The organism is Peterkaempfera podocarpi (assembly GCF_042466665.1).
GTDB lineage: Bacteria > Actinomycetota > Actinomycetes > Streptomycetales > Streptomycetaceae > Peterkaempfera > Peterkaempfera podocarpi.
The window spans coordinates 3,729,760-3,755,471 of sequence record NZ_CP162102.1 but is presented as its reverse complement, the minus strand read 5'-3'; the positions used below and the strand labels follow the sequence as shown (position 1 = coordinate 3,755,471).

Here is a 25,712-nt window from a genome sequence, read left to right as displayed (position 1 = left end):
CCAGTCTGCACAGGAGGGCGGCGGTATGAGCGGCGAGGTGCTGGTCCAGGCCCTGGCGCTGCTCAGTCTGGCCGCCTGCGCCGCCGCCGGGGTCCTGGCGGCGGCGGTGCTGCGCCTGCGGCGCAGCCAGCAGGTGGCCGTGGAGCGGGCGGCCGAGCTGCAGCGCCGGGTGCTGCGGCTGGAGAAGGCCCGCTCGGTCCTGGAGCGCACCGCCGTCACCGACCCTCAGACCGGGGTCTGGAACTACCGCCATCTCCAGCTGACCCTGGACCGCGAGGTCGCCCGCCATCTGCGTGGGGGCCGGCCGATGGCGGTGCTGCTGCTGGAGGTCGGCGGCTTCGAGGCGATCAAGGCCGCACACGGCCGCCCGCGCGGCCACACGGCGCTCCGCGACCTGGCCCAGCGGCTGGCGGTGGAGATCCGCCGCTCGGACACCCTGGGCCGCTACGGCGGCGAGGAGTTCCTGGTGCTGCTGCCGGACACCGGCCCCGAGGGAGCGGCCCAGGTGGCGGAGCGGCTCTGCTGGACGGTGCGACGGCACCGGCTGCCGCTCCCGGAGGGCACCAGCGGCCGCCCGGCCGCCGACGGGGCGGGCAACGGCCTCACCGCGACAGTCGGGATCGCCGTGCTGCCTGTCGACGGCAACCATGCGGCCACGCTGCTGCGAGCGGCCGACCGGGCGCTGGGGGAGGCCCGGCAGGCAGCTGCCGACCGGAGTGCCACGGCGGACGCGCTCACTCTCATGATGGATTCAGACCGCACTCAGCTGGGAGTTTCCGCACCTCAGTAGAGTCTCCGGTATGACCAACGCCCGTCCTCACATCACCAAGGCCGTGGTGCCCGCCGCCGGCCTGGGTACCCGCTTCCTCCCCGCGACCAAGGCAACGCCCAAGGAGATGCTGCCGGTTGTTGACAAGCCGGCCATCCAGTACGTGGTGGAGGAGGCCGCAGCCGCAGGCCTCTCCGATGTGCTCATGATCACAGGCCGTAACAAGCGCGCGCTCGAGGACCACTTCGACCGCAACTACGAGCTCGAGGAGCAGCTCACCCGCAAGGGCGACGAGGCCAAGCTGGAGCGGGTCCGTGAGTCCAGTGCCCTCGCCACCATGCACTACGTCCGCCAGGGAGACCCCAAGGGCCTCGGCCACGCCGTCCTCTGCGCTGAGCAGCACGTGGCGGGCCAGCCGTTCGCGGTCCTGCTCGGAGACGACCTGATCGACCCCCGGGACCCGCTGCTCTCCCGCATGATCGAGGTCCAGCAGACCCTCGGCGGCTCGGTGGTCGCCCTGATCGAGGTCGACCCGGAGCAGATCCACCTCTACGGCTGCGCGGCGGTCGAGCCGATAGCCTGGGAGGGCACCGACGGGGCCGGCGAGGTGGTCCGGATCACCGACCTGGTGGAGAAGCCCGACAGCGGCGACGCGCCCTCGAACTACGCGGTGATCGGCCGCTATGTGCTCGACCCGGCGGTCTTCGACGTCCTGCACGACACCGCGCCCGGGCGGGGCGGTGAGATCCAGCTCACCGACGCCCTGCGCACCCTCGCGGGCCTGGGCTCCGCGGAGGGCGGTCCGGTGCACGGTGTGCTCTTCAAGGGCCGCCGTTACGACACGGGCGACCGCGCCGACTATCTCCGCGCTATCGTCCGGCTGGCGTGCGAGCGTGAGGATCTGGGCCCGGACTTCCGTACCTGGCTCCAGGACTTCGTGGACACGGAGCTGACGGCGTAGCGACGGCGGGAGTGGCGAGGCGATGACAGGGTCCACGGCAGGTTCAGGGCGGGGCGGTCCTTCGGACGGGGGATCCGCCGGCGACCGCACCGCCGGGCAGGCCCTGTCGTCGCCCGACGCCCGGATGCCGTCGTCCGAGGCCCGGGTGCCGTCGCCCGACGCCCGGATGTGGTCGGTGGACGAGCACCTCGCCGATGTGCTGGCCGCCGTCCGGCCGCTGGCCCCGGTCGAGCTGCCGCTGCTGGACGCCCAGGGGTGCCTGCTGGCCGAGGACATCGTGGCCACCGGCGATCTGCCGCCGTTCGACAACAGCTCCATGGACGGCTACGCGGTGCGTACCGCCGACACCGACGGCGCCACCGAGCGCTATCCCTCGGTGCTGGCCGTGGTCGGCGACATCGCCGCGGGCCCGGGTGAGCTGCCCAGGATCTCCTCCGGGCAGGCCGCCCGGATCATGACGGGCGCCCCGCTGCCCCCGGGCGCCGAGGGTGTGGCGCCGGTGGAGTGGACGGACGGCGGCAGCGGCCTGGCCGCGGCGGCCGACCGGATGGCCGCCCGCGCCTCCGCCGAGGTGCAGGTGTTCCGCCCGGTGGAGGCCGGTGCCCATATCCGCCGCCGCGGCAGCGATGTCGCCGCGGGGGACACCGTGCTCGCCGCGGGCTCGGTGCTGGGGCCCACCCGGATCGGTCTGCTGGCCGCCATCGGCCGCGCCACGGTGCGGGTCTGCCCGCAGCCCCGGGTCGCGGTGCTCTCCACGGGCAGCGAACTGGTGCCGCCCGGCGAGCCGGTGGGGCCCGGCCAGATCTCCGAGTCCAACAGCTATGCGCTGACCGCCGCCGCCCGTGAGGCCGGGGCGGTCGCCCACCGGATCGGCGCGGTCCCGGACGACCCGGACCGGCTGCGGGCGGTGCTGGAGGAGCAGCTGGGCCGCGTCGACCTCATCGTCACCAGCGGCGGGGTCAGCGTCGGGGCGTACGACGTGGTCAAGCAGGTGCTGGAGCAGTACGGCGAGGTGGACTTCCGGCGGCTGCGGATGCAGCCCGGGAAGCCGCAGGGGTTCGGCCGGATCGGCCCCGGCGCGGGGATTCCGCTGCTGGCGCTGCCGGGCAACCCGGTGAGCGCCTACATCTCCTTCGAGCTCTTCGTCCGGCCCGCGATCCGGGCCATGGCGGGCGCCGGACAGGTGCACCGGCCGATGGTGAGGGCGGTCTGTACGGCGTCGCTGCGCTCGCCCGCCGGACGCCGCCAGTTTCTGCGCGGCAGCTACCGGCCCCCGGCCCCCGGCCGCGGCGAGCCGGGCACGGTGGCCCCGGTCGGCGGTCCGGGATCGCATCTGGTGGGGCCGTTGGCCCAGGCCAACTGCCTGATCGTGGTGGGCGAGGAGACCACCGCGACCGACCCGGGTGCCCTGCTGCACGTGGTCCTGCTGGAGGAGCCCTCGCGTTGACCCGGGACCGGGCGGGTACGGTAGCGCCCGCACCCCGTACCGACGACCAGCCGACCGCGCGACTGGAGAGCACGTGACCGCGAACCCCACGGGCGGCCCCCCGGCCGACCGCCTCACCCATGTCGACGAGACGGGTGCGGCCCGTATGGTCGACGTCTCGGAGAAGGCCGCCACCGTGCGGACCGCCACGGCGTCCGGGCGGGTGCTGGTCTCTGCGCGTGTGGTGGAACTGCTGCGCGGCGAGGGGGTGCCCAAGGGTGACGCCCTGTCGGTGGCCCGGATTGCCGGGATCATGGGAGCCAAGCGGACGCCCGATCTGATCCCGCTCTGCCACCCGATCGCGGTCTCCGGGGTGGCGGTCGACCTGGCCGTCGCCGACGACGCGGTGGAGATCACCGCCACCGTGCGGACCGCCGACCGCACCGGTGTCGAGATGGAGGCGCTGACCGCGGTCGCGGTGGCCGGGCTCACCGTGGTCGACATGGTGAAGGCGGTCGACAAGGGCGCGGTGATCGACGCGGTCCGGGTCGAGCGCAAGACCGGGGGCAGGAGCGGCGACTGGCACCGGGACGGCGCACGGTGAACTCCTCCGCAGGGACCGCCGGGCGGGCCCTCGCCGTGACCGTCTCCAACCGTGCCTCTGCCGGTGTCTACCCCGACCGCGGCGGCCCGCTGCTGGCCGAGGGGCTGACCTCGATGGGGTTCACCGTCGACGGCCCCAGGGTCGTGCCCGACGGCGAACCGGTGGAGGCGGTCCTGCGGGAGGCCGTCGCGGCCGGGTACGACGTGGTGCTCACCACCGGCGGCACCGGGATCTCACCCACCGACCTCACCCCGGAGATGACCGCCCGGGTGATCGACCGTCCGGTGCCGGGGATCGCCGAGGCGATCCGGGCCCACGGGCGGGAGAAGGTGCCGACCTCGGTGCTCTCCCGAGGGCTGTCCGGCCTTGCCGGGCGCACCCTGATCGTCAATCTGCCGGGATCCACCGGCGGGGTGCGGGACGGCCTGGCCGTGCTCGGTCCGCTGCTCGCCCATGCGGTGGACCAGGTGCGCGGCGGCGACCACCCGGGCCCCGACGCGCCGTCCGACGGGCAGCACCGGAGCATCCACTGAACGGCGGCTGGCCGGTGACCCTGGCCGAGGGCGACGTCGGCCTGCGGCCGATAAGGGCGCGTGACCAGCGGGCCTGGCGGGAGGTCAGCGGCCGGAACCGGGACTGGCTGCGGCGCTGGGAGGCCACCGTGCCGCCGCCTCCGCCAGGACGGCTGGCGGGGCCCCGGCCGACCTTCCGCCAGATGGTGCGCTTTCTGCGGGCGGAGGCGTCGGCGGGCCGGATGCTGCCGTTCGTGGTCACCCACCGGGGTGCGCTGGTGGGGCAGTTGACGGTCGGCGGCATCACCTGGGGGTCGATGTGCTCGGCCAACATCGGGTACTGGATCGATGAGGCGGTGGCCGGCCGGGGCATCATGCCGACCGCGGTCGCACTCGCCACCGACCACTGCTTCGGTGTGCTGGGACTGCACCGTATCGAGATCTGCATCCGTCCCGAGAACCTGCCCAGCCGGCGGGTGGTGGAGAAACTGGGATTCCGTGAGGAAGGCCTCCGGACGCGGTATCTCCACATCGACGGGGACTGGCGCGACCACCTGGTCTATGTGCTCACCGCGGAGGAGGTGCCGGAGGGGATGCTGAGTCGCTGGCGGGCCCTCCGGCCGGGCCGTAACCGGTAATTGAATACCTGTTCGAAATTGGTCTCAATAGCGTATCGACAGGTCGCCATTCCGCCATACAGACGCACAAATTAGTCGGAGAATCAGCTTGATCGTGCGACACACCGCCAGTAATTGGCGACAGCTGCGGCCCGCCACCCCTACGGTGTGAGGCGTGAGCAGTAGTGGCCTCATCTACGCGGTGATCGTAGGGGCCTGGGCTGCCTATCTGGTGCCGATGTGGCTCCGCAGGCAGGACGAGCTCAATGAAGCGCGCCCGACGGAACGCTTCAGCACCGCCATCCGCCTGCTGTCGGGGCGGGCGGCGATGGAGCGTCGCATCGCCCGGTCCCTGGACGATCGGAACGACGAGACACCCGCCGGCGAGGCGGAAGGTTCCTTCAGTGTGTCCGCCGAGGTCGGGCGGCCCACCGAGGCCGTCGCCCCGGCAGTCACCCCCGAGCCCGGGCCCGCCCCGCAGGCCCGCCCCAGCCGTGCCGAGCTCGAGGCACGCGCCGGTGCCCGGCGCCGGGCCCGCCTGCTCGCCCGGCGCCGCCGGATGGTCACCCTGCTCTTTGTCGTCTTCACCGTCGGCGCGATCGTCGCCGGTGTCGGCGGACTGGCCTTCCTCTGGGTGCCGGCCGTCCCCGCGGTGCTGCTGTCGCTGTACATCGAGCGGCTGCGCCGCCAGGAGCGCCGCCGCTACGAGGTGAAGCTGGACCGCCGCCGCGCCGCGGAGGCGGCCCAGCGGCTGCATGAGCGAGAGCGGCAGCGCCATCGGCCCGAACTGCCCGCCGTGCAGTCCCAGACCGCCCAGCGCCCCCAGCCGCACCCCGCCCAGCCGCACCCCGGCGCGCGGCGCCCGGCAGTGGCGCCCCGCCCGGCCGCACCCCGGCCGGTGCGGCCCGCGGAGGCGCCGGAGGAGCCCCCGGCCGCCGATCCCACCGCCGAGCGCCAGGCCCTGGTGGAGGCCACCGACCACGAGGAGTGGGTGGACGGGCTGCGGGAGCGGTCCGCCGATCCGGACTCCTGGGAGCCGGTGCCGGTCCCGCTGCCGACCTATGTCACCGCTCCGGTCGCCCCCCGCAGCACCGGGAGCCTGGACCTGAACGCCCCCGACGCCTGGAGCGCCGGCCGTGCCACCACCCCGCCGACCGCCGACCGGCGCGGCTCCACCCCGCTGTTCGACCAGTACGCCGACCCCGAGCCTCCCGTCGCCGAGCACCCGCGCCCGCGCGCCGCAAACGAGTAACCCTGCCGGTCGTGGCCCCGGCGCCGCGCCCCGGGCGTGCATGGCCACCCCTCAGGGGATGCTAGAGTTCTTTCTCGTCGGGGCTGTGGCGCAGTCCGGTAGCGCACCTCGTTCGCATCGAGGGGGTCAGGGGTTCGAATCCCCTCAGCTCCACACCGACATGGGATCCCGTCCGATCATTGATCGGACGGGATCTCTGCGTTGGGGGTCGTCTTGACGGGGCGTGCGATCCATGGCCACGGTGGTTGTGGGGTGGATTGTCATGATTGACGCCTCCAGTAGGGAGTCGGGCGCATGACCTGGTTCAACATCCTGTACTACGTGATCATGATCCTGGGGTTCCTGGCCTGCCTGTACATGGCCATCGCCTCCCGTGATGCCCTGAAGGCCGCGCTCTGGGTGACGGCGTCCCCGATCGTCGCCCTGATGGCCCCGGTGGCCATTGTCTTCGCGGCCATCGTGGCCGTGCTGTGGCTGATCTTCGCGGGCGTCCCCAAGCTGTTCTCGGTCATCACCGCGCATCTGCCGCACAGCGCGCAGAACCTTCCGCTGGTGCCCGCCTGAGCCGTCCGAGCCCCGCCACGTCGGCAACGCCAGGTCCTGTCCGAGCGCCGTGCTTTACTTACGCTCTGTGACGGATCGGACACGGAAAGGGGGCTGGCGCCGTGCCGATGGGGGCTGCGCGCGCGCTCGCGGCGGCGCTCGCCGCTCTGCTCACTGCTGCGCTGCTGGCGCTCGCCGTACCGGGCTCGACCGTTGCCGCAGTCGGTGTCGCCGTGCCGAGCACGGTGGCCGCGCAGCCGGACGCCGGGACGGAGGAGGAGCCTCCCCAGCAGTCCCCCCGCACTGACCGGGCGGCCCCCTCGCGGCGTATCCAGGACGATCCGGATCCCGCGGGGGCGGCACGCGATGCGGCCCGGCCGCTGCCCCGGGCCCAGGCGCGGCCGGGGTCGGGCGCCGCGGCCCTGCCGGTGACGGCTGTGGTGCCGTGCGGGCCCGATCTGGCGCAGTTGCAGGTGCTCCGCTGCTGACGGTCGGCGGAGACGCAAGCCTGCCCTCCCACCCGATCCCGGCGGCAGCCGGGCGGTGGGGCCTGCCCCGGACCCCCGTCCACGCACCCGAGTGAGACCCGATGAACCCTCGAACCGCCCTTCGCCCTGCCCTGCTGCGGCAGGACTTCACCGCCTCGCTGGTGGTCTTCCTGGTGGCACTGCCGCTCTGTATCGGCATCGCCGTCGCCAGCGGTGTGCCCGCCGAGCTCGGCCTGGTCACCGGAATCGTCGGCGGCCTGGTCACCGGGATACTGCCGGGCAGCTCCCTCCAGGTGTCGGGCCCCGCCGCCGGGCTGACGGTGCTGGTCCACCAGGCCGTCACCCAGTACGGCGTCTCGGCGCTGGGAGCCGTGGTGCTGGCCGCCGGGCTGCTCCAGGTGCTCATGGGCGCGCTGCGGCTCGGCCGCTGGTTCCGGGCCATCTCGGTCTCGGTGGTGCAGGGCATGCTCGCCGGGATCGGGCTGGTGCTGGTGGCCGGCCAGCTCTACCCCATGACCGGTGAGCATGCGCCGGACGGCGGCCTGGCCGCACTGAGCGGGCTGCCGTCGCTGCTCATGGAGTCGCTCCGGTCCGCCGTCACCGGGACGCCCGCCGCGTCCGTCACCGAGCTGGTGGGCTGCGGCACCCTGCTGGTGCTGCTGGTATGGCGGCGGCTGCCCGCCCGGGTGCAGCTGGTTCCCGCCCCGCTGGCGGCGGTCGCACTGGCCACCGCGGTCACCGCGGCCGCGCGGCTGGATGTGGCGCGGCTGGACGTCCGGGGGCTCGCCGGGGCGGTGCAGCCGCCCGGGCTCACCGACCTGGGCAGGCTCACCGGAGCGGGGCTGCTCGGCACCGTGCTGGCCTTCGCCCTGATCGCCTCCGCCGAGAGCCTCTTCAGCGCCGCGGCGGTCGACCGCCTGCACAACGGGCCGCGCACCGACTTCGACCGGGAGCTGATGGCCCAGGGGGTGGGGAACACCGTCTGCGGGCTGCTCGGTGCGCTGCCGGTCACCGCGGTGATCGTACGGAGCGCCACCAATGTGGCCGCCGGTGCGCGGACCAGGCTCGCCCGAGTGCTGCACGGCTGCTGGCTGCTGCTGTTCGCCGCGCTGCTGCCCGAGGCCCTCGGGGTGATTCCGCTGGCCGCGCTGGCGGCGGTGCTGGTGTACGCCGGGGCGGGGCTGATCCCGGCCAGGGCGCTGCCGAAGCTGTGGCGGGCCCATCGGGGCGAGGCGGTGGTGCTGGTGGCGACCGCGGTGGCGATCGTGGTGACCAATCTGCTCGAGGGGGTGCTCTTCGGGTTGCTCCTGGCAGTGGTCAAGAGCGCCTGGGAGACCTCGCAGCTCCAGGTGGAGGTGGCCGACGGGCCGGAGGGCCCGATCCGGGTGGAGCTCACCGGCTGTGCCACCTTCCTGCGGCTGCCGAGGATGCTGGGCGCCCTGGAGGGCCTGCCGGGCGACCGTCCCGTCACCTTGGACCTCACCGGGCTGCGCTACCTGGACCATGCCTGCCGCACCGCGCTGGAGGACTGGGCGACCCGCAGGGGGGCGGAGCTGGTCGACCGGACGGGGGGAGCGGACGGCGTGGGCGGTGCGGAGCCGGTGCCGGCGGTGCGGTGAATGGCGGTGCGGTGAGCGGCGGTGCGGGGTGCCGGCGGCGGATCGTGGTGGACACGCTCGGTCCCCTGCCGGCGGCGACGGTCGTGGCGGTGTCGGTCACGGGCCGGGAGACGGGCCGGGAGCCGTCACCCTGGGGCTCCCGCTGCTGACACCGGGACGACCGCAGCGGCCGCCGCCCCGATGCGTGCTGCTTCCAGCGTGCAGAGCGCGCGGTGGCCGCCCGCCCGCAAACGAGACCGTTCCATGTGCTCCCGGTGGGGCGGGCACACGGAACGGTGCCGGTGCGTTGCGGTCCCCGGTGTGGCTACGGGGCGATGATCCCTGCGTTGGCGCTGGAGGGCAGCAGAGTGGGGGTGCCGGCGAAGGTGGCGGTGTAGCCGCCGTTGGCGAGGATCAGCGGGAAGGTGAGCGCCTCCGAGAGCTGGGCGGTGCCATGGGCGTTGGTGACGGCGGTGCCCAGGGTCTGGGTGCCGGTCCTGAAGGTGATGGTCTGGCCGGACACCGGCAGTCCGGTGACCTGGTCGGTCAGGGTGGCGTTGAGGAAGGGGTAGTACACCTGTGGCGGGAACAGCCTGCTCAGCGCCGGGGTCGCGGACAGTGAGGTCGCGTGGGCGGGCACGAAGTAGGTGAAGCCGCCCACCAGGCTGGCGGTGCCGCCGGGGGTCGTGACGGTGACGGTGGCCGGTCCGGCAGCCCCGGGCGGGGTGGCGGCGGTGAGCTGCGTCCCGGTGGCGTTGACGATGACGCCGGTGGCCGGGTTGCCGCCGATGGTGACACTGGCGCCGGTCAGGTTGGTGCCGGTGATGGTCACCACGGTCCCGCCGGTGGTGGGTCCCTGTGTGGGGCTGAGACTGGTCAGCACGGGCGCGAACTGGATGGCGCTGACGTTGCTCGACGCGATGTTGGCGACGTAGACCTTGCCGTTGGGGGCGACCGCCACGCTGATCGGCTGGCTACCGACGGCGATGGGGGAGCCGACCACGGTGTTGGTGGCGGTGTCGATCACCGAGACGTTGTTGGAGCCGCGGTTGGCCGTGTAGGCGTTGCCGTCGGGGCCGACCGCGACTCCCCACGGGTTGGTGCCGACCGGGAGGCTGGGGACCAGCACGGTGTTGGAGGCGGTGTCGATGACCGTCACGTCGTTGGAGTTGATGTTGGCGACGTAGGCGTGGCCGTTGGGGGCGATCGCGATGAAGTTCGGCCCGTTGCCGACGGGGAGCGACACCAGCACGGTGTTGGTGGTGGTGTCGATCACCGTGACGGTGTTCGAGTTCCGGTTGGCGACGTAGGCGTTGCCGTTGGGGGCCACGGCTATCCCGACGGGGCCGGAGCCGGTGGGGATGGCGGCGCCCACCACGGTGTTGGTGGAGGTGTCGATCACCGAAACAGCGTTCCCGGCGAACCGGCTGACGTAGACGTTGCCGCTGGGGATGACCGCCGCCGCGGCCGGGCCGCCGGCCAGCGGGATCGGGGAGCCCACCACGGTGTTGGTGGCGGTGTCGATCACCGACACGTTGTTGGAGATGTTGTTGGGGATGTAGGCGCTCCCGTTGGGAGCGATCGCCAGCCACGCCGGGGTGGTGCCGCCCTCGGGGATGCCCGGGACGATGACGGTGTCGGTGCTGGTGTTGATCAACGTCACGCTGGACGAGCCGCTGTTGGTGACGTACAGGTCACCGGTCGAGGTGAAGGCCAGCCCGACAGGGTTGGTGCCGACGGGGATCGTCGGGTCTGCGGGGGCTGCCGCCGCCACCTGGCCGAGGGGGGCGGTGAGCTGCAGCAGTTCCCCCGCCGCAGTCTGAACGTCGGTGCTCATGAGGGTTGGACCCCTTCGGTAGGGGCCGCCCTCGGCCCGCCGAGCCTCCGTACGGGACTCATGCAGGACCGCGGATCCCACCCCGGGGCATGACGGCAGACCGCACACCGGGAAGGACCCCACGGGCTGCTCACCCCGAGGAGGGATGGGCAGCCCGTCGGTTGGATTGGCCGTTTCATCCCCGAATCGCCTAGGGATGAAACGCATTCCCGGTTTCCTGTTGCAGGGAATTAGTTAGTGATAAGAGCGCACTTTTCCATCCCGCTCCCCGTTCGGCATTGAGGCGCAGAGGGCGGCCCGGTCGGCCGCGGGCCGCGGCTCTGTGGCGGCGGGGGACCCCTTCGGCGTCAAGGGGTGGGTGCGGGCCCTGGCCCTCGCCGTCGAGTCTTTCGGTGCGGCGGGCCGCAGGTCCACCGGTGCGGCAGGCGCACGCGGGCGGCCACCCGCGCATTCGTCGGTTGCGCCGCCGGACTATGCGCCGGTCGCATGCTTTGCGCGCCCGCTGAACGAGTATGTTTCGCGCCCGATGGTTGCTCTGTTTGTAGACGAAAGACTTCAATGGGCATATCCGAAAGGGTGGGCCCCATCCCCTCCCTCGGGGGTGTGGCCGCGGTCTGTCCTCGCGTCCTGTGCCACACCGACGTGGGGAGGCCACAGCACGCGGTCACGATGGGCCCCCCGAAGGAGGATCTCGGATCCGTCAGCCGGCGCCGGAACGGCACCGGCTGACGTGCCCGCCCTGCGCATCCCGCTCCGGCCGGCACCACCCCCCTGGCGCGACGGGGTATGTCATCCCGCCTCCGCGGACCGGGTCAGACGGTCCGGGCGCCCAGCGCCCGCAGCGCGGTGCGCTGGGCGAACCAGAGCAGCCACACCGTCACACCGCCCATCACCGCGGCCAGCAGCAGATGGCCGGTGGCGGAGGTCACGGCCAGGCCCACCGCGCTCAGTGCCGCGTGCAGCCCCATCCGCAGGGCCAGCAGGGCGATCGCCACCTTGCGGGTGCCCTTGCCCCGCCAGAGCGCCTTTGCCAGCTTGACGCGCTTGCGCATCACGGTCAGCGACACGGCGATGTTGACCGCCACCAGGACGCCCAGCAGCCAGGCGGCCGGCGGGTACGCCTTGAAGATGTCGAAGGAGGAGGCCAGCACCCCCTCGAAGCCGAAGAACCAGACCGGCAGTGCGGGGTACGCGGCGGGCGCCGCGTCGCCGCCCGCGGCCTTGTCGTCGGTGGTGGTCGCGGTCCCGGTGATGGTCGCGGTGGTGGTACCGGTGGTGGTGGCGGTCCCGGTGGTGGTCGCGGTGGTGGTACCGGCCGACATGTCGTCCCCCGTGGCGGTCCTTGCCCGGCGCGGTCGCCCGGCTTCATGGGGACGAGTCTTCCGTGGGCGGCCCGCAGGGAGCAGTGCCGTGGCGTAACGGACCCGCGATGACAGATGTCACGACCGGGTGGCCACCGCGGCGGGGGAGAACGGCCTGATCTCGTTGCGGCTGCGGTGCACCATGGCGTAGCTGGCCTCCGGTACCTCGATCCAGACCTCCGGCACATCGCCGAGCGGCTCGGAGACGATCAGCCGGGCGTCGTCGGAGGCGGTGCGCACCAGCGCATTGCCCGGGTAGAGCGCGCGCAGGCCCTCGATGTCGGCGCTGTGGAAGAGCGACCGGGAGCGTCCCTCGGTGGAGTACCGGAAGGCCCACAGGGTCTCGCCGTTGCACACCGCGACCGTCATCTGCATGGGGTTCTCGACGCCATTGCGCTGCCCCGTCTCCTCGACCAGCCCCACCATCCGGGCGACCGCCCCGGGCGGGTCCTCCTCCAGACCCAGGCTGAGCGCGAGAAAGAACATCAGCTCCGAGTCGGTGGAGCCCTCGATGCAGGAGAAGAGGCCGGGTGAGACCGCGAGTGCCAGCTCCCGCCTGATCTGATGGAATCCGGCGATCATCCCGTTGTGCATCCACAGCCAGCGGCCGTGGCGGAAGGGATGGCAGTTGGTCTGCTGCACGGCGGAGCCGGTGGAGGCGCGGATGTGGGCGAAGAACATCCGGGATCTGAGGTGGCTGGTGAGTTCGCGCAGATTGCGGTTGTTCCAGGCCGGCCCGATCTCTTTGAAGATCGCCGGAGTGTCGTGGTGCCCGTACCAGCCGATCCCGAACCCGTCGCCGTTGGTCGTCTCGATACCCAGTTTGGAATGCAGGCTCTGGTCGATCAGGGAGTGGTCGGGCTTGTAGACGATGTCCTCGAGCATGATCGGTGAGCCCGAGTAGGCGAGCCATCGGCACATCTGCGCGGCTCCTCTCGTTACTGCCGGTGCTGCACAGCCGGTGCTGCGGTGAGAGGCGGCTACGCCCAGTATGGGCACACGTCGGCCGATGTTTCTCTGCGAGCGGTTCCGCAGGGGTGCCGGTGCCCTCCCCGCCGCGCGGCGGGGAGGGCACCGGTGCTCAGCGGCCGACCGGGGGACGGCGGCGCGAGTGGCGGGTGAGGCTGTACCCCGCCACGCCCAGGACGGCAGCCAGGACGCCGCCCCCCGCGGTCCAGAACCACCGCGAGGACAGCCCGGAGAACCAGCCGGACGCCCGCTCGACCGGGCCTGGGGCGCCGTCGGCGGTCGGTGAGGCGGTGGGGGCGGGGGTGCCCGGGGCGGTGGACGGGGCCACGGCGTCCGGGGCCAGGGTGGCCCCCGCGTGGACGGCGGGCACCAGGGGCGCCTTGAGGTCGCCGCCTTCGGGTTCGGCGTCGCCGTCCTCGGCGGTGATCTGCATCTGGGCCTGGACCGGCAGTCCCAGGTCCGGCTCGGGCAGGGCGGTGACCGACAGCCGGATGTAGTAGGTGCCCGGCAGCGGGTCGCCCGACCAGGGCTCGGCCCAGGCGCGCACCTGGCGGAGGGTGCAGCCCAGGGTGACCGTGGCGGCGTCCACGGCGGCGGTGGCCGTCTGGTCGCCGGCGGTGCACGCCTGGCGGCGGCGCAGGCCGTCGAAGACGTCCACGGTCCAGGTGGCGGGGCCGTGGCGGCCCGTGGAGGGCGGCAGGGTGACCGTCACCGACACGCTGTCGGTCTGTCCGGCGGCGGCGGCGAACGACCAGTACAGATAGTCGCCGTCGGAGCCGGACACCTGCACCTGCTGGCCGGGTTGCACGGTGGCGGCGGTGAGGAAGGAGGTGCCCGCCGTGGTGACGGTGGCGGGGCCGCTTCCCGTCGGGGCGGGGGTGGCGGTGTCGGCGGCGGCCGGGGAGGCCGCGGTGGCGAGGGCGGTCAGCAGCAGGGCGCCGGTCGCGGCGGTGCGTGCTCCGGTGGATGTGCGCATCGTCAGTTCTCCCTCCACACGGCGACCCGCCAGCGGGCCAGCCAGCCGACGATCAGACCGGTGAGCAGGCCGGCAAGGCCCAGCACACCCAGCAGCACCCAGCCGCGGCCCAGGTCGGGTCCGTGCGGGGAGGGGGAGGCCGCGACGGTGTCGACGGTGAGCTCCACCGGCATCCCCGGGGCGCGCCTGACGGTCGGCGGTGCGGAGAAGGAGTTGCTGACCACCAGGCAGACGGTGCCGGAGGAGTCCGCCGAGGCGGTGGTGGCATCGGCCGCCGCGGTGGCGGAGTCGGTCGCGGGGGTGGCGGAGTCGGTCGTCGCGGTGTCGCCGGTCTGCTCCGGGGACCAGCGCAGGCCGGTGGAGAGCACATCGGTGCGGCCGCTGCCGGCGTCGGTGCCGCGGACCAGCTCACGGCCGTCCGGGGCGACGGCCCGCAGCAGTACGCCGTAGTCCCGGGCCAGCGGACGGTCCAGGGAGACGCTCACCGAGGCGCGCAGCTCCTGGCCGGGGGCGACCGGCACCCGGTAGTAGCGATGCTCCTCGAACTGCTCGCGGTCGGTGTAGACGCCCGGGGTGAGGATGGGGGCGGTGGCGCACTCGGCGGTGCCCGCGACCTGCTGCGGGGTCTGGTCGTAGGTGTCGCCGGAGCGTTTGACCAGCTGCTTGATACGGCCGGTGAGCTCCTCGCCGCTCTGGACGGCGGTGTAGGTGCCGCCGGTCGCGGCGGCGATGCAGGTGAGCTGCCGTCGTACCTTGTCGTCCAGGGTCAGCCCGAGGGTGTCGACCACCAGGTGGGTTCCCTGGGCGGCCAGTTCGCGGGCGACCTCGCAGGGGTCGGGCGGGGCGCAGGTGTCCTCGCCGTCGGTGATGAGCACGATGCGGCGGGTCGTGGTGCCGCTGCCCAGGTCCTTGGCCGCTTCCCGCAGGGCCAGGCCCACGGGGGTGAAGCCGGTGGGCCGCAGGGTGGCGATGGCGGTCTTGGCCTCGGTGCGGTCGGGGTGGCCGACCGGTACCAGCTGCTGGGTGTCCTTGCAGCCCAGGGTCTTGTTGTTGCCCGGGTAGCTGGCGCCCAGCACGCGTATGCCGAGCTCCGTCTCCGCGGGGAGGGAGTCCACCACCTCGTTGAAGGACTGCTGGGCCACGGATATCCGGCTGCGGCCGCCGATGTCGGCGGCCCGCATGGAGCCGCTGACGTCGAGCACCAGCTCGACCTTGGGCGGTTCCTTGGCGGTGGGGGCAGAGGGGGCTGTGGTGTCGTCGGCGGAGGCTGGGGATGCGCCGAACATCGTCAGGGCGGCCAGCACGCTGAGCAGAGCGGCCGCCGACCGTCGTCTGGTGATCACCTGGTGATCCTATTGATCGTCAGCCGCAGGGGTGACCGCCGGGGTTGACCGTTCGACGGGGGAGCGCGGCACCGGGTCGGCGCGTTCATGCCCTGCGTTCGCGGCGCTGGCTGCCACCGGTGCTGACCTGTGCGCTGGTGATGACGGTGGGGGTGAGCCCGGGGCGGCCGCTGCCGGATCCTTCGGCTTCGGGGCCGCGGTGCTGGTGCCGGTGACGGCCTGGTACACCCGCAGCTGTCCGACGGTGGAGCCAGCCGCTGCCCGGGCCTGTGTGGAGGCGGTCGCCGGGGCGGTCCGGGTGCATCTGGCGCAGCCGCCGGCGGCGTTGACGGCGGGTGCGGTGCCGGCGGTGCTGGGTGTGCCGGCGGTGCTGGGTGTGGCGGGGGTGCTGGGTGTGGCGGGGGTGCTGGCACTGGGCGGTCCTGCGGGGCGGTCCGGGCCGGGTCCGGCGGTGGCCGCGGGTCTGCTGGCCGGGCTGGTGGCCGTGGGAACGGGGCTGGGCGTGGGGGCGCTGTGCAACCGGCCGCTGGTGCGGAGTCCGGCGTCGGCGATCCTGCTGTCGCGGGGGGCTTTGCTGGGGCTGCTGGTCGCTGACGGATCGCCGGTCAATGCGGCGCTGCGGCCGCTGATGTACGGCGGCCGGGTGGAGCTGCCGCTGGTGGCGGCAGTCGGCGGACTGGCGTTCGCAGCGGGCGCGGTGGGGGTGGCACTGCCGGCGGGGCGTCGAGTCGGACAATAAGTGCATATGTGTCTAGAGTTGTGTACATGGCTCCGACCCGGCGCACCACCGAACTGGTGCTGCTCGTGGGGGCCGTCGGGGTGTGTGTCCTCGGCTACATCAACGTGGGCACGGCCATCGACGGAGCGGTCCCCGCCGGGGCCGGCGGCTACGGCGCGGCACTGGGAGTGCTCGCCCTGCTGGCCCATGTGACGGTGCGCTGGCGGGCCCCGTACGCTGACCCGCTGCTGCTGCCGATCGCGGTGCTGCTCAACGGCCTGGGGCTGGTGGTGATCTACCGGCTGGACCGGGCGACGCCCGGCAGCGAGGCGGCGCCCACCCAACTGCTCTGGTCGGCCATCGGGGTGGCCCTCTTCATCGGCGTGCTGCTGTGGGTGCAGGACCACAAGGTGCTCCAGCGGTACGCCTGGATCAGCGCCCTGGCGGCACTGGTGCTGCTGGTGCTGCCGGTCTTCTTCCCGGCCGTGTACGGGGCCCACATCTGGATCACCGTGGGCGCCTTCTCCATCCAGCCCGGGGAGTTCGCCAAGGTGCTGCTGGCGGTCTTCTTCGCCGCCTATCTGGCGGTGCACCGCGATGCGCTGGCACTCACCGGCCGTCAGATCTGGCGGTGGCAGCTGCCCAGGGGGCGGGTGCTGGGGCCGGTGCTGGTGGTGTGGGCGGTCTTTGTGGGCGTCCTGGTGCTGGAGACCGACCTGGGGACCTCACTGCTGTTCTTCGGGCTCTTTGTGATCCTGCTCTATGTCGCCACCGCCCGGATCGGCTGGATCGCCATCGGGCTGCTGCTGTCCGCGGCGGCCGCGGTCGCCGTGGGGTGGCTGGAGCCGCATGTGCACGGCCGGGTGGAGGACTGGCTGCATCCGATGGCGTCCATCGAGGCGGGGCGGGGGGCCGGCCAACTGGCCCAGTCGCTGTTCGCCTTCGCGGCGGGCGGGCTGCTGGGGACGGGCCTCGGGCAGGGGCACTCGATCCTGATCGGCTTCGCGGCCAAGTCCGACTTCATCCTGGCCACCGTCGGCGAGGAGCTGGGCCTGGTGGGCCTGGCGGCGCTGCTGCTGCTGTACGCGGTGCTGGTGGGGCGCGGTTTCAAGACCGGGATCATGCTGCGCGACCCGTTCGGCAGGCTGCTGGCGATCGGCCTGGCCGGGATCATCGCACTCCAGGTGTTCGTGGTGGCGGGCGGCGTCCTGGACCTGATTCCGCTGACCGGGATGACCACGCCGTTCCTGGCGCAGGGCGGCTCGTCGGTGGTCACCAACTGGGTGATGGTGGCGCTGCTGGTGCGGCTGAGCGACGGCGCCCGCAGGGCGGTGTCATGAGCCGGCCCGGGATCTCCATCACCGCACGCCGGGCCGGTACCTTCTGCCTGCTGCTGATCGTGGCACTACTGGTGCAGGCGACCCTGGTGCAGGTGCTGCGGGCCGGGGAGTACAACGACAGCCCGGCCAACCGCAGGGCGACCGTCGAGCGGTACGCCAGGCCCCGCGGCAACATCCTGGTGTCCGGCGACCGGATCACCGGCTCCCGGGCCACCGGCAGGATGCTGAAGTACCAGCGCACCTACACCAACGGACCGCTGTACGCCGCGGTGACCGGCTACTCCTCGCAGATCTACGGCAACACCCTGCTGGAGGGTGTGGAGGACGGCGTGCTGTCGGGCACCGACCCCCGGCTGGCCGGCTTCGCCCCGTGGAGCGCGCTGACCCGGATGCCGCAGCCCGGCGGGGACGTGGTCACCACCATCGACGCCGCGGCCCAGCAGGCCGCCCTGAAGGCGATGAACGGCAAGCGGGGCGCGGTGGCCGCGGTGGAGCCGGCCACCGGTCGGGTCCTGGTGCTGGTCAGCACCCCGTCGTACGACCCAGGGAGCTTCGCCGGCTCGTCGGACGCGGACCGCACGGCCTGGGGCCGGCTGCAGGCCGACCCGCTGCAGCCGATGCTGAACCGGGCGCTGCGGCAGACCTATCCGCCGGGGTCGACCTTCAAGGTGGTCACCGCCGCGGCGGCGCTCACGGCCGGCGCCGACCCGGACGCCCCCACCGACACCCCCGAGCCGCTGCGGCTGCCGAACTCCTCCCGGGAGCTGACCAATGAGGCGCCCGGCTGCCTGGACGCCACCCTGCGGTTCGCCCTGATCCGGTCCTGCAACACCGTCTACGCCAAGGTCGGCGTGGAGGCGGGCCTGGACCGGATGGTCCGGCAGGCCCAGGCGTTCGGCTTCAACGACCCGCATCTCACCATCCCGGTGGGTGTCGCCGGCAGTGTCTTCGACACCCGGATGGACCTGGCGCAGCTGGCGCTGTCCTCGATCGGCCAGTACGACACCCGCGCCACCCCGCTGCAGATGGCCATGGTCGCCGCCGGGGTGGCCAACGGGGGCAAGATCATGCGCCCCCGGCTGGTGGACCGGCTCACCAGGTCCGACGGCACCGCCGTCGCCCTGCTGTCCGAGAAGACCTACCGGCAGGCGGTGGACGCACGGGTCGCAGCCGAACTGCGGTCGATGATGGAGGGCGTGGTCGCCGAGGGGACGGGCACCAATGCGCAGATCCCCGACGCGGTGGTGGGCGGCAAGACCGGCACCGCGCAGAACGGCCTGGAGAACCGCGGCACCCCCTATGCCTGGTTCATCGGCTACGCCGGCAAGGACGGCGCGGCGCCCGCGGTCGCGCTGGCGGTGGTGATCGAGGACAGCGACGCCCGGCGGGCCGACATCAGTGGCGGCGGCCTGGCCGCGCCGGTCGCCAGAGCGGTGATGGAGTCGGTGCTCAAGGGCCGCTGACCCGGGGCCCGTGCTGCCGGCTGCGCTGCGGGTCAGCCGCGGAAGAGGTTCCGGCCGACATCCGGGGGTGCGATGTCCCGGGTGGGCTCGCCGTCCACCCCGGGGGTGGTCATGCCCGGGATGGGCTCGACCTGCGTCCGGTGCAGCAGGACGGCACCGTCGCGGCTCCACACCGCCGTGTACCCGTGTGCGAGCAGCAACTGGATCCGCTGCTGCTGCTCCTCCACGGTGGCGAAGGGGAAGGCGCGGACCGCGCTGCGCATCAGCACATAGTCCCGGCCGTGCGGGACGGCGTCGACGATGACGACATCGGCGCGCGCGGTGAGGTGGGGCGCCACATTGTTGTCCGCCTCCACCGAGGCACCGTCGGGGATCAGGGCGGCTGCCTGTATCAGGGCCCTGCGGTCGGCGGGGGGCGACCAGATCCTGGGGTTGGCGAGGCCGTAGAGGCCGAGGCAGGAGGTGGCCACCAGATTGCAGAGGGCGGCACCGATTCCCAGCGCGCGGGCCGCCCGGCGCATCCTCGGCCGTCCGGTGCGGCCCCAGCGTCCCACCGCCTCCAGCGAGGCGACCAGCAGAACGGGCCAGAGGAAGGCGTCGTAGTGGTGGGTGACCGGCCAGTGGTTGGGGTTGTCCGACAGCAGGCGCTCGGCCAGCAGCGGAGCCGCCAGCAGGACGGTGGAGGAGCCCAGCGGCAGCAGGACCAGTGTGCCCAGCAGCCAGAGCAGCAGTGCGGGCTTGATCAGCGGGGTGGTGGCGGCCTGGAGCAGCAGCGTCGGATGGGCGGCGACCCTGGCCAGGGCGGAACCCGCGTCGGGGCCGAGGCTGCCGTAGTTCCAGTAGTAGCCGGGCTCGCCGCCGAGGGCCGGGATGGCCCAGCGGATGGTGGCCAGCGAGCAGACCGGCCCGAGGACCAGCAGGGCCACCCCGAGCGTCTGGCCCGGGACGTCCCTGCGGCGGCGCGAACGGAGGGCGAGCACCGCGCCGAAGGCGCCCACCAGCAGACCCAGGTCCTCCTTGGTGCACAGCAGCAGCACCGCGCACAGGGCGACCGAGCGGTACCGGCGGGCCATGCCGCGTTCCAGGAGCAGCAGGGTCAGCGGGACGGCGAAGGCCACCTCGTGGAAGCCCGTGCTGGCGGCGATGCACAGCGGCCAGCCGACCGCGTACAGCAGTCCTGCCGCGTCCACGGCACGGTCGGTCGCCAGGCGGGTCGCAGTGAGGCAGCGCGCCGCGATACGCCGGACGACCGGCACCCCGAGGGCGAAGAGCGCCGACTGGGCGAGGATCAGCATCCGCGGGTCGTCCCAGACCCAGTAGAGCGGGGTGAGCAGCACCAGGATCGGCGAGAAGTGGTCGCCGAGGAGGGAGAAGCCGGCCGGGAAGTTGTGGTGGTAGTTCTTGATCGCCGAATGGGGCAGCTGGAAGTGGGCGTAGCTGCGCATTCCCTGGTCGAAGATCCCCAGGTCGAAGCCGCCGACCCGGCCCGACACCCAGGACTGGAGCCCGATCGCGGCGGTCACCGCGAAGCAGAGGGCGGCGGTGGCCAGCGAGCGGCGGAGCGAGGGCCCGCGGGTGCGCTCCGTGAGCGGTGGCCGCCGCCGCGGGTGGGGGATCCGTCTCGACGGCGGCGCGGCACGCTCAGGCGCGGCGCGGTCGGGCGCGGTGCGGGCGGATACGGCGCGGTCGGGCGCGGTGCGGTCCGAGGTGGCGCTGCCACGGGCAGCGCTGTCAGGCAGGGACATGCCACCCCGCGGATCTCGTCGAGCTTGTTCCGCGCCACATGTTCCACTCGGCCATTCGTTCGGTCTCCTGACGGGTACCGCTGCTCGGCGCCAGTAACTTAGCAGCCCCTTCGATCCGCCTGGCCGTCTCCGGCAGAGGAGGGCGGCATGGGTGCAATGTCCGATCGGCCGGGTTTACATGCGACGATTCGTACAACGTGAGCATCAGCGGCTTTGATGACGACACCGGTGCTTTCACGGCTTACCGCCGGATCCTCACCGGTCGGCCACCACCTCACGAAGGACGACGTCTTGGCAGGCAACACCCCCCTGGGCGCACGCATGCTGCGGAGAAAGCCCGTCTCCGCGCTGATCGCGGAGAGCGGCGGCCCGGAGGAGGGGCACCTGCGCCGCTCCATCGGCCTGTGGCAGCTCTCCTGCATCGGCATCGGAGCCACCGTCGGCACCGGCATCTTCTTCGTGCTCGGCTCCGCGGTGCCCGAGGCGGGGCCGGCCGTGGTGATCTCCTTCGTCATCGCCGCGGTCACGGCCGGGCTCACCGCCCTGTGCTACGCCGAACTCGCCTCCGCGATCCCGGTCTCCGGATCGTCCTACTCCTACGCCTACGCCACCCTCGGCGAGGCCGTCGCCTTCGGGGTGGGCGCCTGCCTGCTGCTGGAGTACGGGGTGTCCGCGTCAGCGATCACCGTGACCTGGGGCCAGTACCTCAATGAGTTCTGCCATGACGTCTTCGGCTTCACCATCCCCGACGTGATCGCCCGGCCGCCCGGCCACGGCGGCTACTTCAACCTGCCCGCGGTGGTGCTGGTGGCGCTCTGCTGCCTGCTGCTGATCCGCGGGGCCAGGGAGTCCGCCCGGGTCAACGCCGTCATGGTCGGCATCAAGCTGGTCATCCTGGTGCTCTTCGTCTGCGTGGGCCTCACCGGGTTCCACTCCGGGAACCTCAGCGACTTCGCCCCGCTCGGGATCGGCGGCATCGGGGCCGCGGCCTCCTCCATCTTCTTCTCCTTCATCGGCCTGGACGCGGTCTCCACCGCGGGCGAGGAGGTCAAGGACCCCAAGCGCACCATGCCGCTGGCGATCATCGTCTCGCTGCTGGTCGTGACGGTGCTGTACATCGCCGTCGCGGTCACCGCCGTCGCAGCCCAGCCGTGGCAGCGCTTCAAGGGGCAGGAGGCCGGCCTGGCCCAGATCCTCCGCGATGTCACCGGTTCCAGCTGGCCGTCGGTGATGTTCGCCCTGGGCGCCATTGTGTCGATCTTCAGCATCACCCTGGTCGTGCTCTACGGGCAGACCCGGATCCTCTACTCCATGGGCCGCGACGGCATGCTCCCCGCCCGTTTCGCCCGGGTCTCCGCCCGTACCGGCACCCCCGTGTGGAACACCCTGGTGGTCGGCGCCGGGGTCGCGCTGCTGGGTGCCTTCGTCCCGCTGGACGTGCTCGCCGACCTCACCAGCATGGGCACCCTGGTCGCCTTCTCCGTGGTCTCCATCGGTGTGATGGTGCTCCGCCGTACGGCCCCGCACCTCGACCGGGGCTTCAAGGTCCCGGGCTATCCGGTGGTGCCGCTGGTCAGCGTGGGCTTCTGCGTGTACCTGATCCAGGGGCTGCACGGTGTCACCTTCACCCTCTTCGGGATCTGGGTGGCCGCCGCCGCCGTCCTCTACTTCGGCTACGGCATCCGCCACTCCCGGCTGAACGGAGCCCGCGACCACAGCCGGCAGGACCTTCCCGCGTAGCCGCGCGGCAACACCCCCGGGGCCCGGCCACCCGTGCAGGTGGTTCCGCTCGGTGGCGGACCCCGCCGCCGGGCGGAACCGGCGGCAGGGCCCTAGGGTCGCACCGGGAGGCACCGTGGACATGAACGGGCAGCGCGACAGCGACGACCAGGAGACTGCGAGCGGCGCCCCGGGCAGCCGTCGGCGCTTTCTCGGGCTGGCCGCCGCGGCCGGTGCAGGGCTGGCCGCGGCCGGCTGCTCGGGAGGCGGATCCGGTCACCCGGCAGCCTCGCACCCGGCGGGCACCCGTCCGGGCGCGGCCGTCCACGCCGAGAACGAGCAGCCGGGCGACCGGCACTGGCAGATCACCCACCGGGGCGCACCGTCGGCAGTCGAGGGGTACACGGACCGGGTGAGTGTGCTGCCGGGCGAGGAGTTCGGGCTGCATGTCTCCACCACCGCACCCGGCTTCCTGGTCCGCGCCTACCGGATGGGCTGGTACGGCGGAGCCAGGGCCCGGCTGGTGTGGCAGTCGGAGCGGGTCCAGGGGCGGCGACAGCGGGCCCCCCGCCTCGACGCCGCCACCCGTACGGTGCACGCCGACTGGGAGCGCACCCTCACCGTGCCCACCCGGGGGTGGCCCGAGGGCTCCTATCTGCTGCGGCTGGACACCGACCGGGGGACGGCGCAGCGGTACGTCCCGATCACCGTACGCTCCGCCACCACCGCCGGGCGGACCCTGCTGGTGAACGGCTCGGCGACCTGGCAGGCCTACAACCAGTGGGGTGGCCGCAGCCTGTACAACGGGGCGGACGGCGCCTTCGGCACCCGGTCGCTGGCGGTCTGCTTCGACCGCCCCTACGACAAGAACGGCGCGGGGAAGTTCCTGATATACGAGCAGCCAGCGGTATGCCTCGCCGAGCGGCTCGGCATACCGCTGGCGTACGCCACCGGAGTGGACGTCGCGACCCGTCCCGGCCTGCTGGCGGGTGCCGCGGCGGTGGTCTTCCTCGGCCATGACGAGTACTGGACGCCGGAGCAGCGCGCCCTGGTCGCCCGCGCCCGGGACGCCGGAGCCAATCTGGCGCTGCTGGGGGCCAACACCTGCTTCCGCCGGATCCGGCTGGAGCCCGCCGCGACCGGGCCGGACCGGCTGGTCGTCTGCTACAAGGCCGACTACCGCGACGACCCGTACTACGCCCACGGCAACCGGGCGCTGGTCACCAATGACTTCCGCCGCGACCCGGCCCCCGACCCGGAGAGCTCGCTGACCGGCGTCCTCTACGAGGGCTACCCCACCGAGGCCCCCTATGTGGTCACCCGCCCCGACCACTGGGTGTTCGCCGGCACCGGGGTGCGGGCCGGGGACTCCTTCAAGGCCCTGGTGGGTGTGGAGTACGACCGGGTGACCCCGGAAGCCCCCACGCCCCGCCCACTGGAGGTGCTCGCCCACTCGCCGCTGGTCTGCAACGGGACGCGCAGCCACAGCGACTCCGCATACGGTGCGCACCCCGGGGGCTCGGGGCTCTTCGCCACCGGCACCATGCGCTGGGTGGAGTCGCTGGACGCCTCCGGCCCCGGGAGGCACGGCGTACGGCACGGCATGGACGGCCGCACGGGGGCGTTCACCACCCGGGTGACGGAGAACGTGCTGCGGGTCTTCGCCGCCGGGCCGGCGGGGCGCACCCACCCCGCCGACGACAATCTGCACCAGGTCTACGGCGCCCCCGCCCACACCTGAGACGGGGGCCTGCGGGCCGCTGCGGCTACCGGCCCGCGGTCAGCACGGACCGTACCGCCGGGCCTGCCGCGTCCGCGCCGTGGCCGCCGCCCTCCACCATGGCCGCGGCGGCGAGGTCGCCGCGGTAGGCGGTGAACCAGCTGTCGAGGTGGTCGCCGACCTCGGCGGTGCCGGTCTTGGCGCCCATGGGGGAGCTGCCCAGTCCGCTCATCACGTGGTCCGCGGTGCCGCTGACGGCGGTGGTGTGCATCAGGTCGCGCAGCTGGGCGGCGATCGCCGGTGAGAGCGGCCGGGCGGCGGGCTGCTGGGGGAGATCGGGCAGCAGGATCGGCTCACGGAAGACCCCGGACCGTACGGTGGCCGCGACCGAGGCCATGGCCAGCGGGTTCATCTGCACCTTGCCCTGGCCGATCAGCTGGGCGGCCTTCTCGGTCTTGTCCCCGGCGGGGGACGGCACCGAGCCGTCGACGTTGGGCAGTCCGGTGTGCCAGGACATGCCGACGCCGAAGACGTCGCGGGCCTCGGCTCCCAGGTCGTCGTCGCCCAGCCGGTCCCGCAGGGTGATGAAACCGGTGTTGCAGGAGGCGGCGAAGTCGTCCCGCAGGGTGGCCCCGGAGATGGAGCTGCCCTCCTCGTTGTGGAACTCCTTGCCGTAGACGTACACATGGGGCGTGCAGGGGGCCGAGGTCCCGGTGGAGACCCCGTGCTCCAGCAGCGCCGCGGAGGTGATGATCTTCATGGTGGAGCCGGGTGCGGTCTGGCCGTTGAAGGCGGCGTTGAAGCCGGGCTGGGAGTTGGCCATCGCCAGGATCCGGCCGGTGCTGGGTTCGATGGCCACCAGGGAGGCCCGCCGTTTGCCGTTCTGCCCCTGGGTGGCCACCGCCTGCTCGGCGGCGGCCTGGAGCCCCCCGTCGATGGTGAGCTTCAGCGGTTTGCCGGGCTTGGGCTTGACGAAGGTGTGCAGGGTCGCCAGTGCCGTGCCGCTGTCCGCGCCCACGATCACCACGCCCTTGCCGGGGGCGCCGCCGGGCTGCGCCTTGAGGGCCTTGGCGAAGCCCGCGGCCTGGTACTTCAGTGAGGGGTAGGCGTCGATGGACTTGCCGGAGCTGTCGGTGATCTCCGGTGCGGCGGGGGGCAGGGCCTGCGCCCTGAGTTCGGTGTCGTCGGTGAGCCGGGGGTGCAGCACGGTGGGCGACCAGTGCACCACGGTCTTGCCGTCGGTGGTGCGCACCATCCGCAGGGTGCCGTCGTAGGTCCAGGTGCCGAGCCCGGTGAGGGTCGCCCCGGCGTGGAAGCCCAGCTCGGCGGAGCCGGGCGGCGCGGTCTCATGCGGAGTGGGCGCCGGGGTGCCGGTGGCGGCCAGGGTCAGCGAGGCCAGGTGCAGGTCGTCGTGGAAGGTGGTCAGGCCGTCCTGGGCGGCGGAGGGGTCGTCGGTCAGGTCGGCGGCACCGGCGGTGTCCCCCTTGGCCCAGGCGGCCAGGAACGCCTGGGCGGCCTGCTGGGCCTGGTCCGCCGAGGGTGTCTCGCCCGAGGCGGCGCGCGGCTGGGCGGCGGCCGTCGTCGGGGAGGCCGGAGAGGTGCTCTTGCCGTCGTGGCCGGAGAGTGCCGCCGCGATGTTCACGACCCCGTATCCGGCAACCGACAGCATTCCGGCGCATATCACTCCGACTGCGGCTTTGGCTGCTCTGCGCATGATTCATCCCCCTACGAACTTTCCTGGACGGAGCGAT

Annotated in this window: 22 protein-coding genes and 1 tRNA gene; 16 read left to right on the top strand and 7 right to left on the bottom strand. The window is 72.9% G+C overall.

Annotated elements, in window-relative coordinates:
• Positions 1–25: 25 nt before the first annotated feature.
• The 11 genes from AB0761_RS16380 to AB0761_RS16330 all read left to right on the top strand — a co-directional run bounded on the left by AB0761_RS16380 (position 26) and on the right by AB0761_RS16330 (position 8,791).
• Complete coding sequence (locus AB0761_RS16380) at positions 26–790, top strand: diguanylate cyclase domain-containing protein (protein WP_377269759.1); 765 nt, start codon at positions 26–28, stop codon at positions 788–790.
• A gap of 10 nt (positions 791–800) precedes the next feature.
• Positions 801–1,730 carry a UTP--glucose-1-phosphate uridylyltransferase gene (locus tag AB0761_RS16375; protein WP_377269758.1) on the top strand — a complete coding sequence of 310 codons (930 nt, stop codon included), beginning with the start codon at positions 801–803 and terminating at the stop codon, positions 1,728–1,730.
• Between the two features lie 124 nt (positions 1,731–1,854).
• Entirely contained in the window at positions 1,855–3,177 is a 1,323-nt protein-coding gene (gene glp / locus AB0761_RS16370; RefSeq protein ID WP_377274150.1) for a gephyrin-like molybdotransferase Glp, read from the top strand.
• A 145-nt stretch (positions 3,178–3,322) separates the two neighbouring features.
• Entirely contained in the window at positions 3,323–3,760 is a 438-nt protein-coding gene (gene moaC / locus AB0761_RS16365; RefSeq protein ID WP_377274148.1) for a cyclic pyranopterin monophosphate synthase MoaC, read from the top strand.
• A complete protein-coding gene (locus tag AB0761_RS16360) occupies positions 3,757–4,293 on the top strand; it encodes a molybdenum cofactor biosynthesis protein B (protein WP_377269756.1) in 537 nt (178 codons plus the stop codon). Before moaC ends, AB0761_RS16360 begins: the two co-directional genes overlap by 4 nt.
• Positions 4,294–4,307: 14 nt before the next feature.
• Positions 4,308–4,910, top strand: a complete 603-nt coding sequence (locus tag AB0761_RS16355; protein WP_377269755.1) for a GNAT family N-acetyltransferase — start codon at positions 4,308–4,310, stop codon at positions 4,908–4,910.
• 154 nt (positions 4,911–5,064) lie between these two features.
• Complete coding sequence (locus tag AB0761_RS16350) at positions 5,065–6,141, top strand: hypothetical protein (RefSeq protein ID WP_377269754.1); 1,077 nt, start codon at positions 5,065–5,067, stop codon at positions 6,139–6,141.
• Positions 6,142–6,220: 79 nt separating this feature from the next.
• Positions 6,221–6,294 (top strand) — tRNA-Ala (locus AB0761_RS16345).
• 141 nt (positions 6,295–6,435) lie between these two features.
• A complete protein-coding gene (locus AB0761_RS16340; RefSeq protein WP_377269753.1) occupies positions 6,436–6,705 on the top strand; it encodes a hypothetical protein in 270 nt (89 codons plus the stop codon).
• A gap of 107 nt (positions 6,706–6,812) precedes the next feature.
• Positions 6,813–7,172, top strand: a complete 360-nt coding sequence (locus AB0761_RS16335) for a hypothetical protein (protein WP_377269752.1) — start codon at positions 6,813–6,815, stop codon at positions 7,170–7,172.
• 101 nt (positions 7,173–7,273) lie between these two features.
• A complete protein-coding gene (locus AB0761_RS16330) occupies positions 7,274–8,791 on the top strand; it encodes a SulP family inorganic anion transporter (RefSeq protein WP_377269751.1) in 1,518 nt (505 codons plus the stop codon).
• Between the two features lie 304 nt (positions 8,792–9,095).
• On the opposite strand, the gene AB0761_RS16325 is transcribed toward AB0761_RS16330, so the two are convergent.
• From AB0761_RS16325 to AB0761_RS16305, 5 genes are all read right to left on the bottom strand, one after another.
• Positions 9,096–10,607, bottom strand: coding sequence for an IPT/TIG domain-containing protein (locus AB0761_RS16325; protein ID WP_377269750.1), 1,512 nt, complete (start codon positions 10,605–10,607; stop codon positions 9,096–9,098).
• An 812-nt stretch (positions 10,608–11,419) separates the two neighbouring features.
• Positions 11,420–11,929 carry a hypothetical protein gene (locus AB0761_RS16320; protein WP_377269749.1) on the bottom strand — a complete coding sequence of 170 codons (510 nt, stop codon included), beginning with the start codon at positions 11,927–11,929 and terminating at the stop codon, positions 11,420–11,422.
• A 117-nt stretch (positions 11,930–12,046) separates the two neighbouring features.
• Entirely contained in the window at positions 12,047–12,889 is an 843-nt protein-coding gene (locus AB0761_RS16315; protein WP_377269748.1) for a class II glutamine amidotransferase, read from the bottom strand.
• A 160-nt stretch (positions 12,890–13,049) separates the two neighbouring features.
• Positions 13,050–13,913 (bottom strand): peptidase, encoded by an 864-nt coding sequence (locus tag AB0761_RS16310; protein WP_377269747.1) that lies wholly within the window; start codon positions 13,911–13,913, stop codon positions 13,050–13,052.
• Positions 13,914–13,915: 2 nt separating this feature from the next.
• Positions 13,916–15,256: a VWA domain-containing protein gene (locus AB0761_RS16305; RefSeq protein WP_377269746.1), complete on the bottom strand. Its 1,341-nt coding sequence runs from the start codon at positions 15,254–15,256 to the stop codon at positions 13,916–13,918.
• Positions 15,257–15,500: 244 nt separating this feature from the next.
• Here AB0761_RS16305 and AB0761_RS16300 point away from each other — a divergent pair, with 244 nt between their 5' ends.
• From AB0761_RS16300 to AB0761_RS16290, 3 genes are read left to right on the top strand one after another with little or no spacing between them, the layout of a single operon-like run.
• On the top strand, positions 15,501–15,995 hold the full coding sequence (locus tag AB0761_RS16300; RefSeq protein WP_377269745.1) for a hypothetical protein: 495 nt from the start codon (positions 15,501–15,503) through the stop codon (positions 15,993–15,995).
• 26 nt (positions 15,996–16,021) lie between these two features.
• Entirely contained in the window at positions 16,022–17,314 is a 1,293-nt protein-coding gene (locus AB0761_RS16295) for an FtsW/RodA/SpoVE family cell cycle protein (RefSeq protein ID WP_377269744.1), read from the top strand.
• Positions 17,311–18,777 (top strand): penicillin-binding transpeptidase domain-containing protein, encoded by a 1,467-nt coding sequence (locus AB0761_RS16290; protein WP_377269743.1) that lies wholly within the window; start codon positions 17,311–17,313, stop codon positions 18,775–18,777. Before AB0761_RS16295 ends, AB0761_RS16290 begins: the two co-directional genes overlap by 4 nt.
• Before the next feature lie 32 nt (positions 18,778–18,809).
• On the opposite strand, the gene AB0761_RS16285 is transcribed toward AB0761_RS16290, so the two are convergent.
• Positions 18,810–20,522: a DUF2079 domain-containing protein gene (locus AB0761_RS16285; RefSeq protein WP_377269742.1), complete on the bottom strand. Its 1,713-nt coding sequence runs from the start codon at positions 20,520–20,522 to the stop codon at positions 18,810–18,812.
• A gap of 291 nt (positions 20,523–20,813) precedes the next feature.
• Here AB0761_RS16285 and AB0761_RS16280 point away from each other — a divergent pair, with 291 nt between their 5' ends.
• Both AB0761_RS16280 and AB0761_RS16275 read left to right on the top strand, forming a co-directional pair.
• The gene (locus AB0761_RS16280; protein ID WP_377269741.1) at positions 20,814–22,262 is read left to right on the top strand and encodes an APC family permease; all 1,449 of its coding nucleotides are present in this window, start codon (positions 20,814–20,816) and stop codon (positions 22,260–22,262) included.
• Positions 22,263–22,383: 121 nt separating this feature from the next.
• Complete coding sequence (locus tag AB0761_RS16275; protein ID WP_377269740.1) at positions 22,384–23,982, top strand: N,N-dimethylformamidase beta subunit family domain-containing protein; 1,599 nt, start codon at positions 22,384–22,386, stop codon at positions 23,980–23,982.
• A 25-nt stretch (positions 23,983–24,007) separates the two neighbouring features.
• Here the strand turns inward: AB0761_RS16275 and AB0761_RS16270 are convergent, their stop codons facing one another.
• Positions 24,008–25,675 (bottom strand): penicillin-binding transpeptidase domain-containing protein, encoded by a 1,668-nt coding sequence (locus AB0761_RS16270; RefSeq protein ID WP_377269739.1) that lies wholly within the window; start codon positions 25,673–25,675, stop codon positions 24,008–24,010.
• Positions 25,676–25,712: the final 37 nt, after the last annotated feature.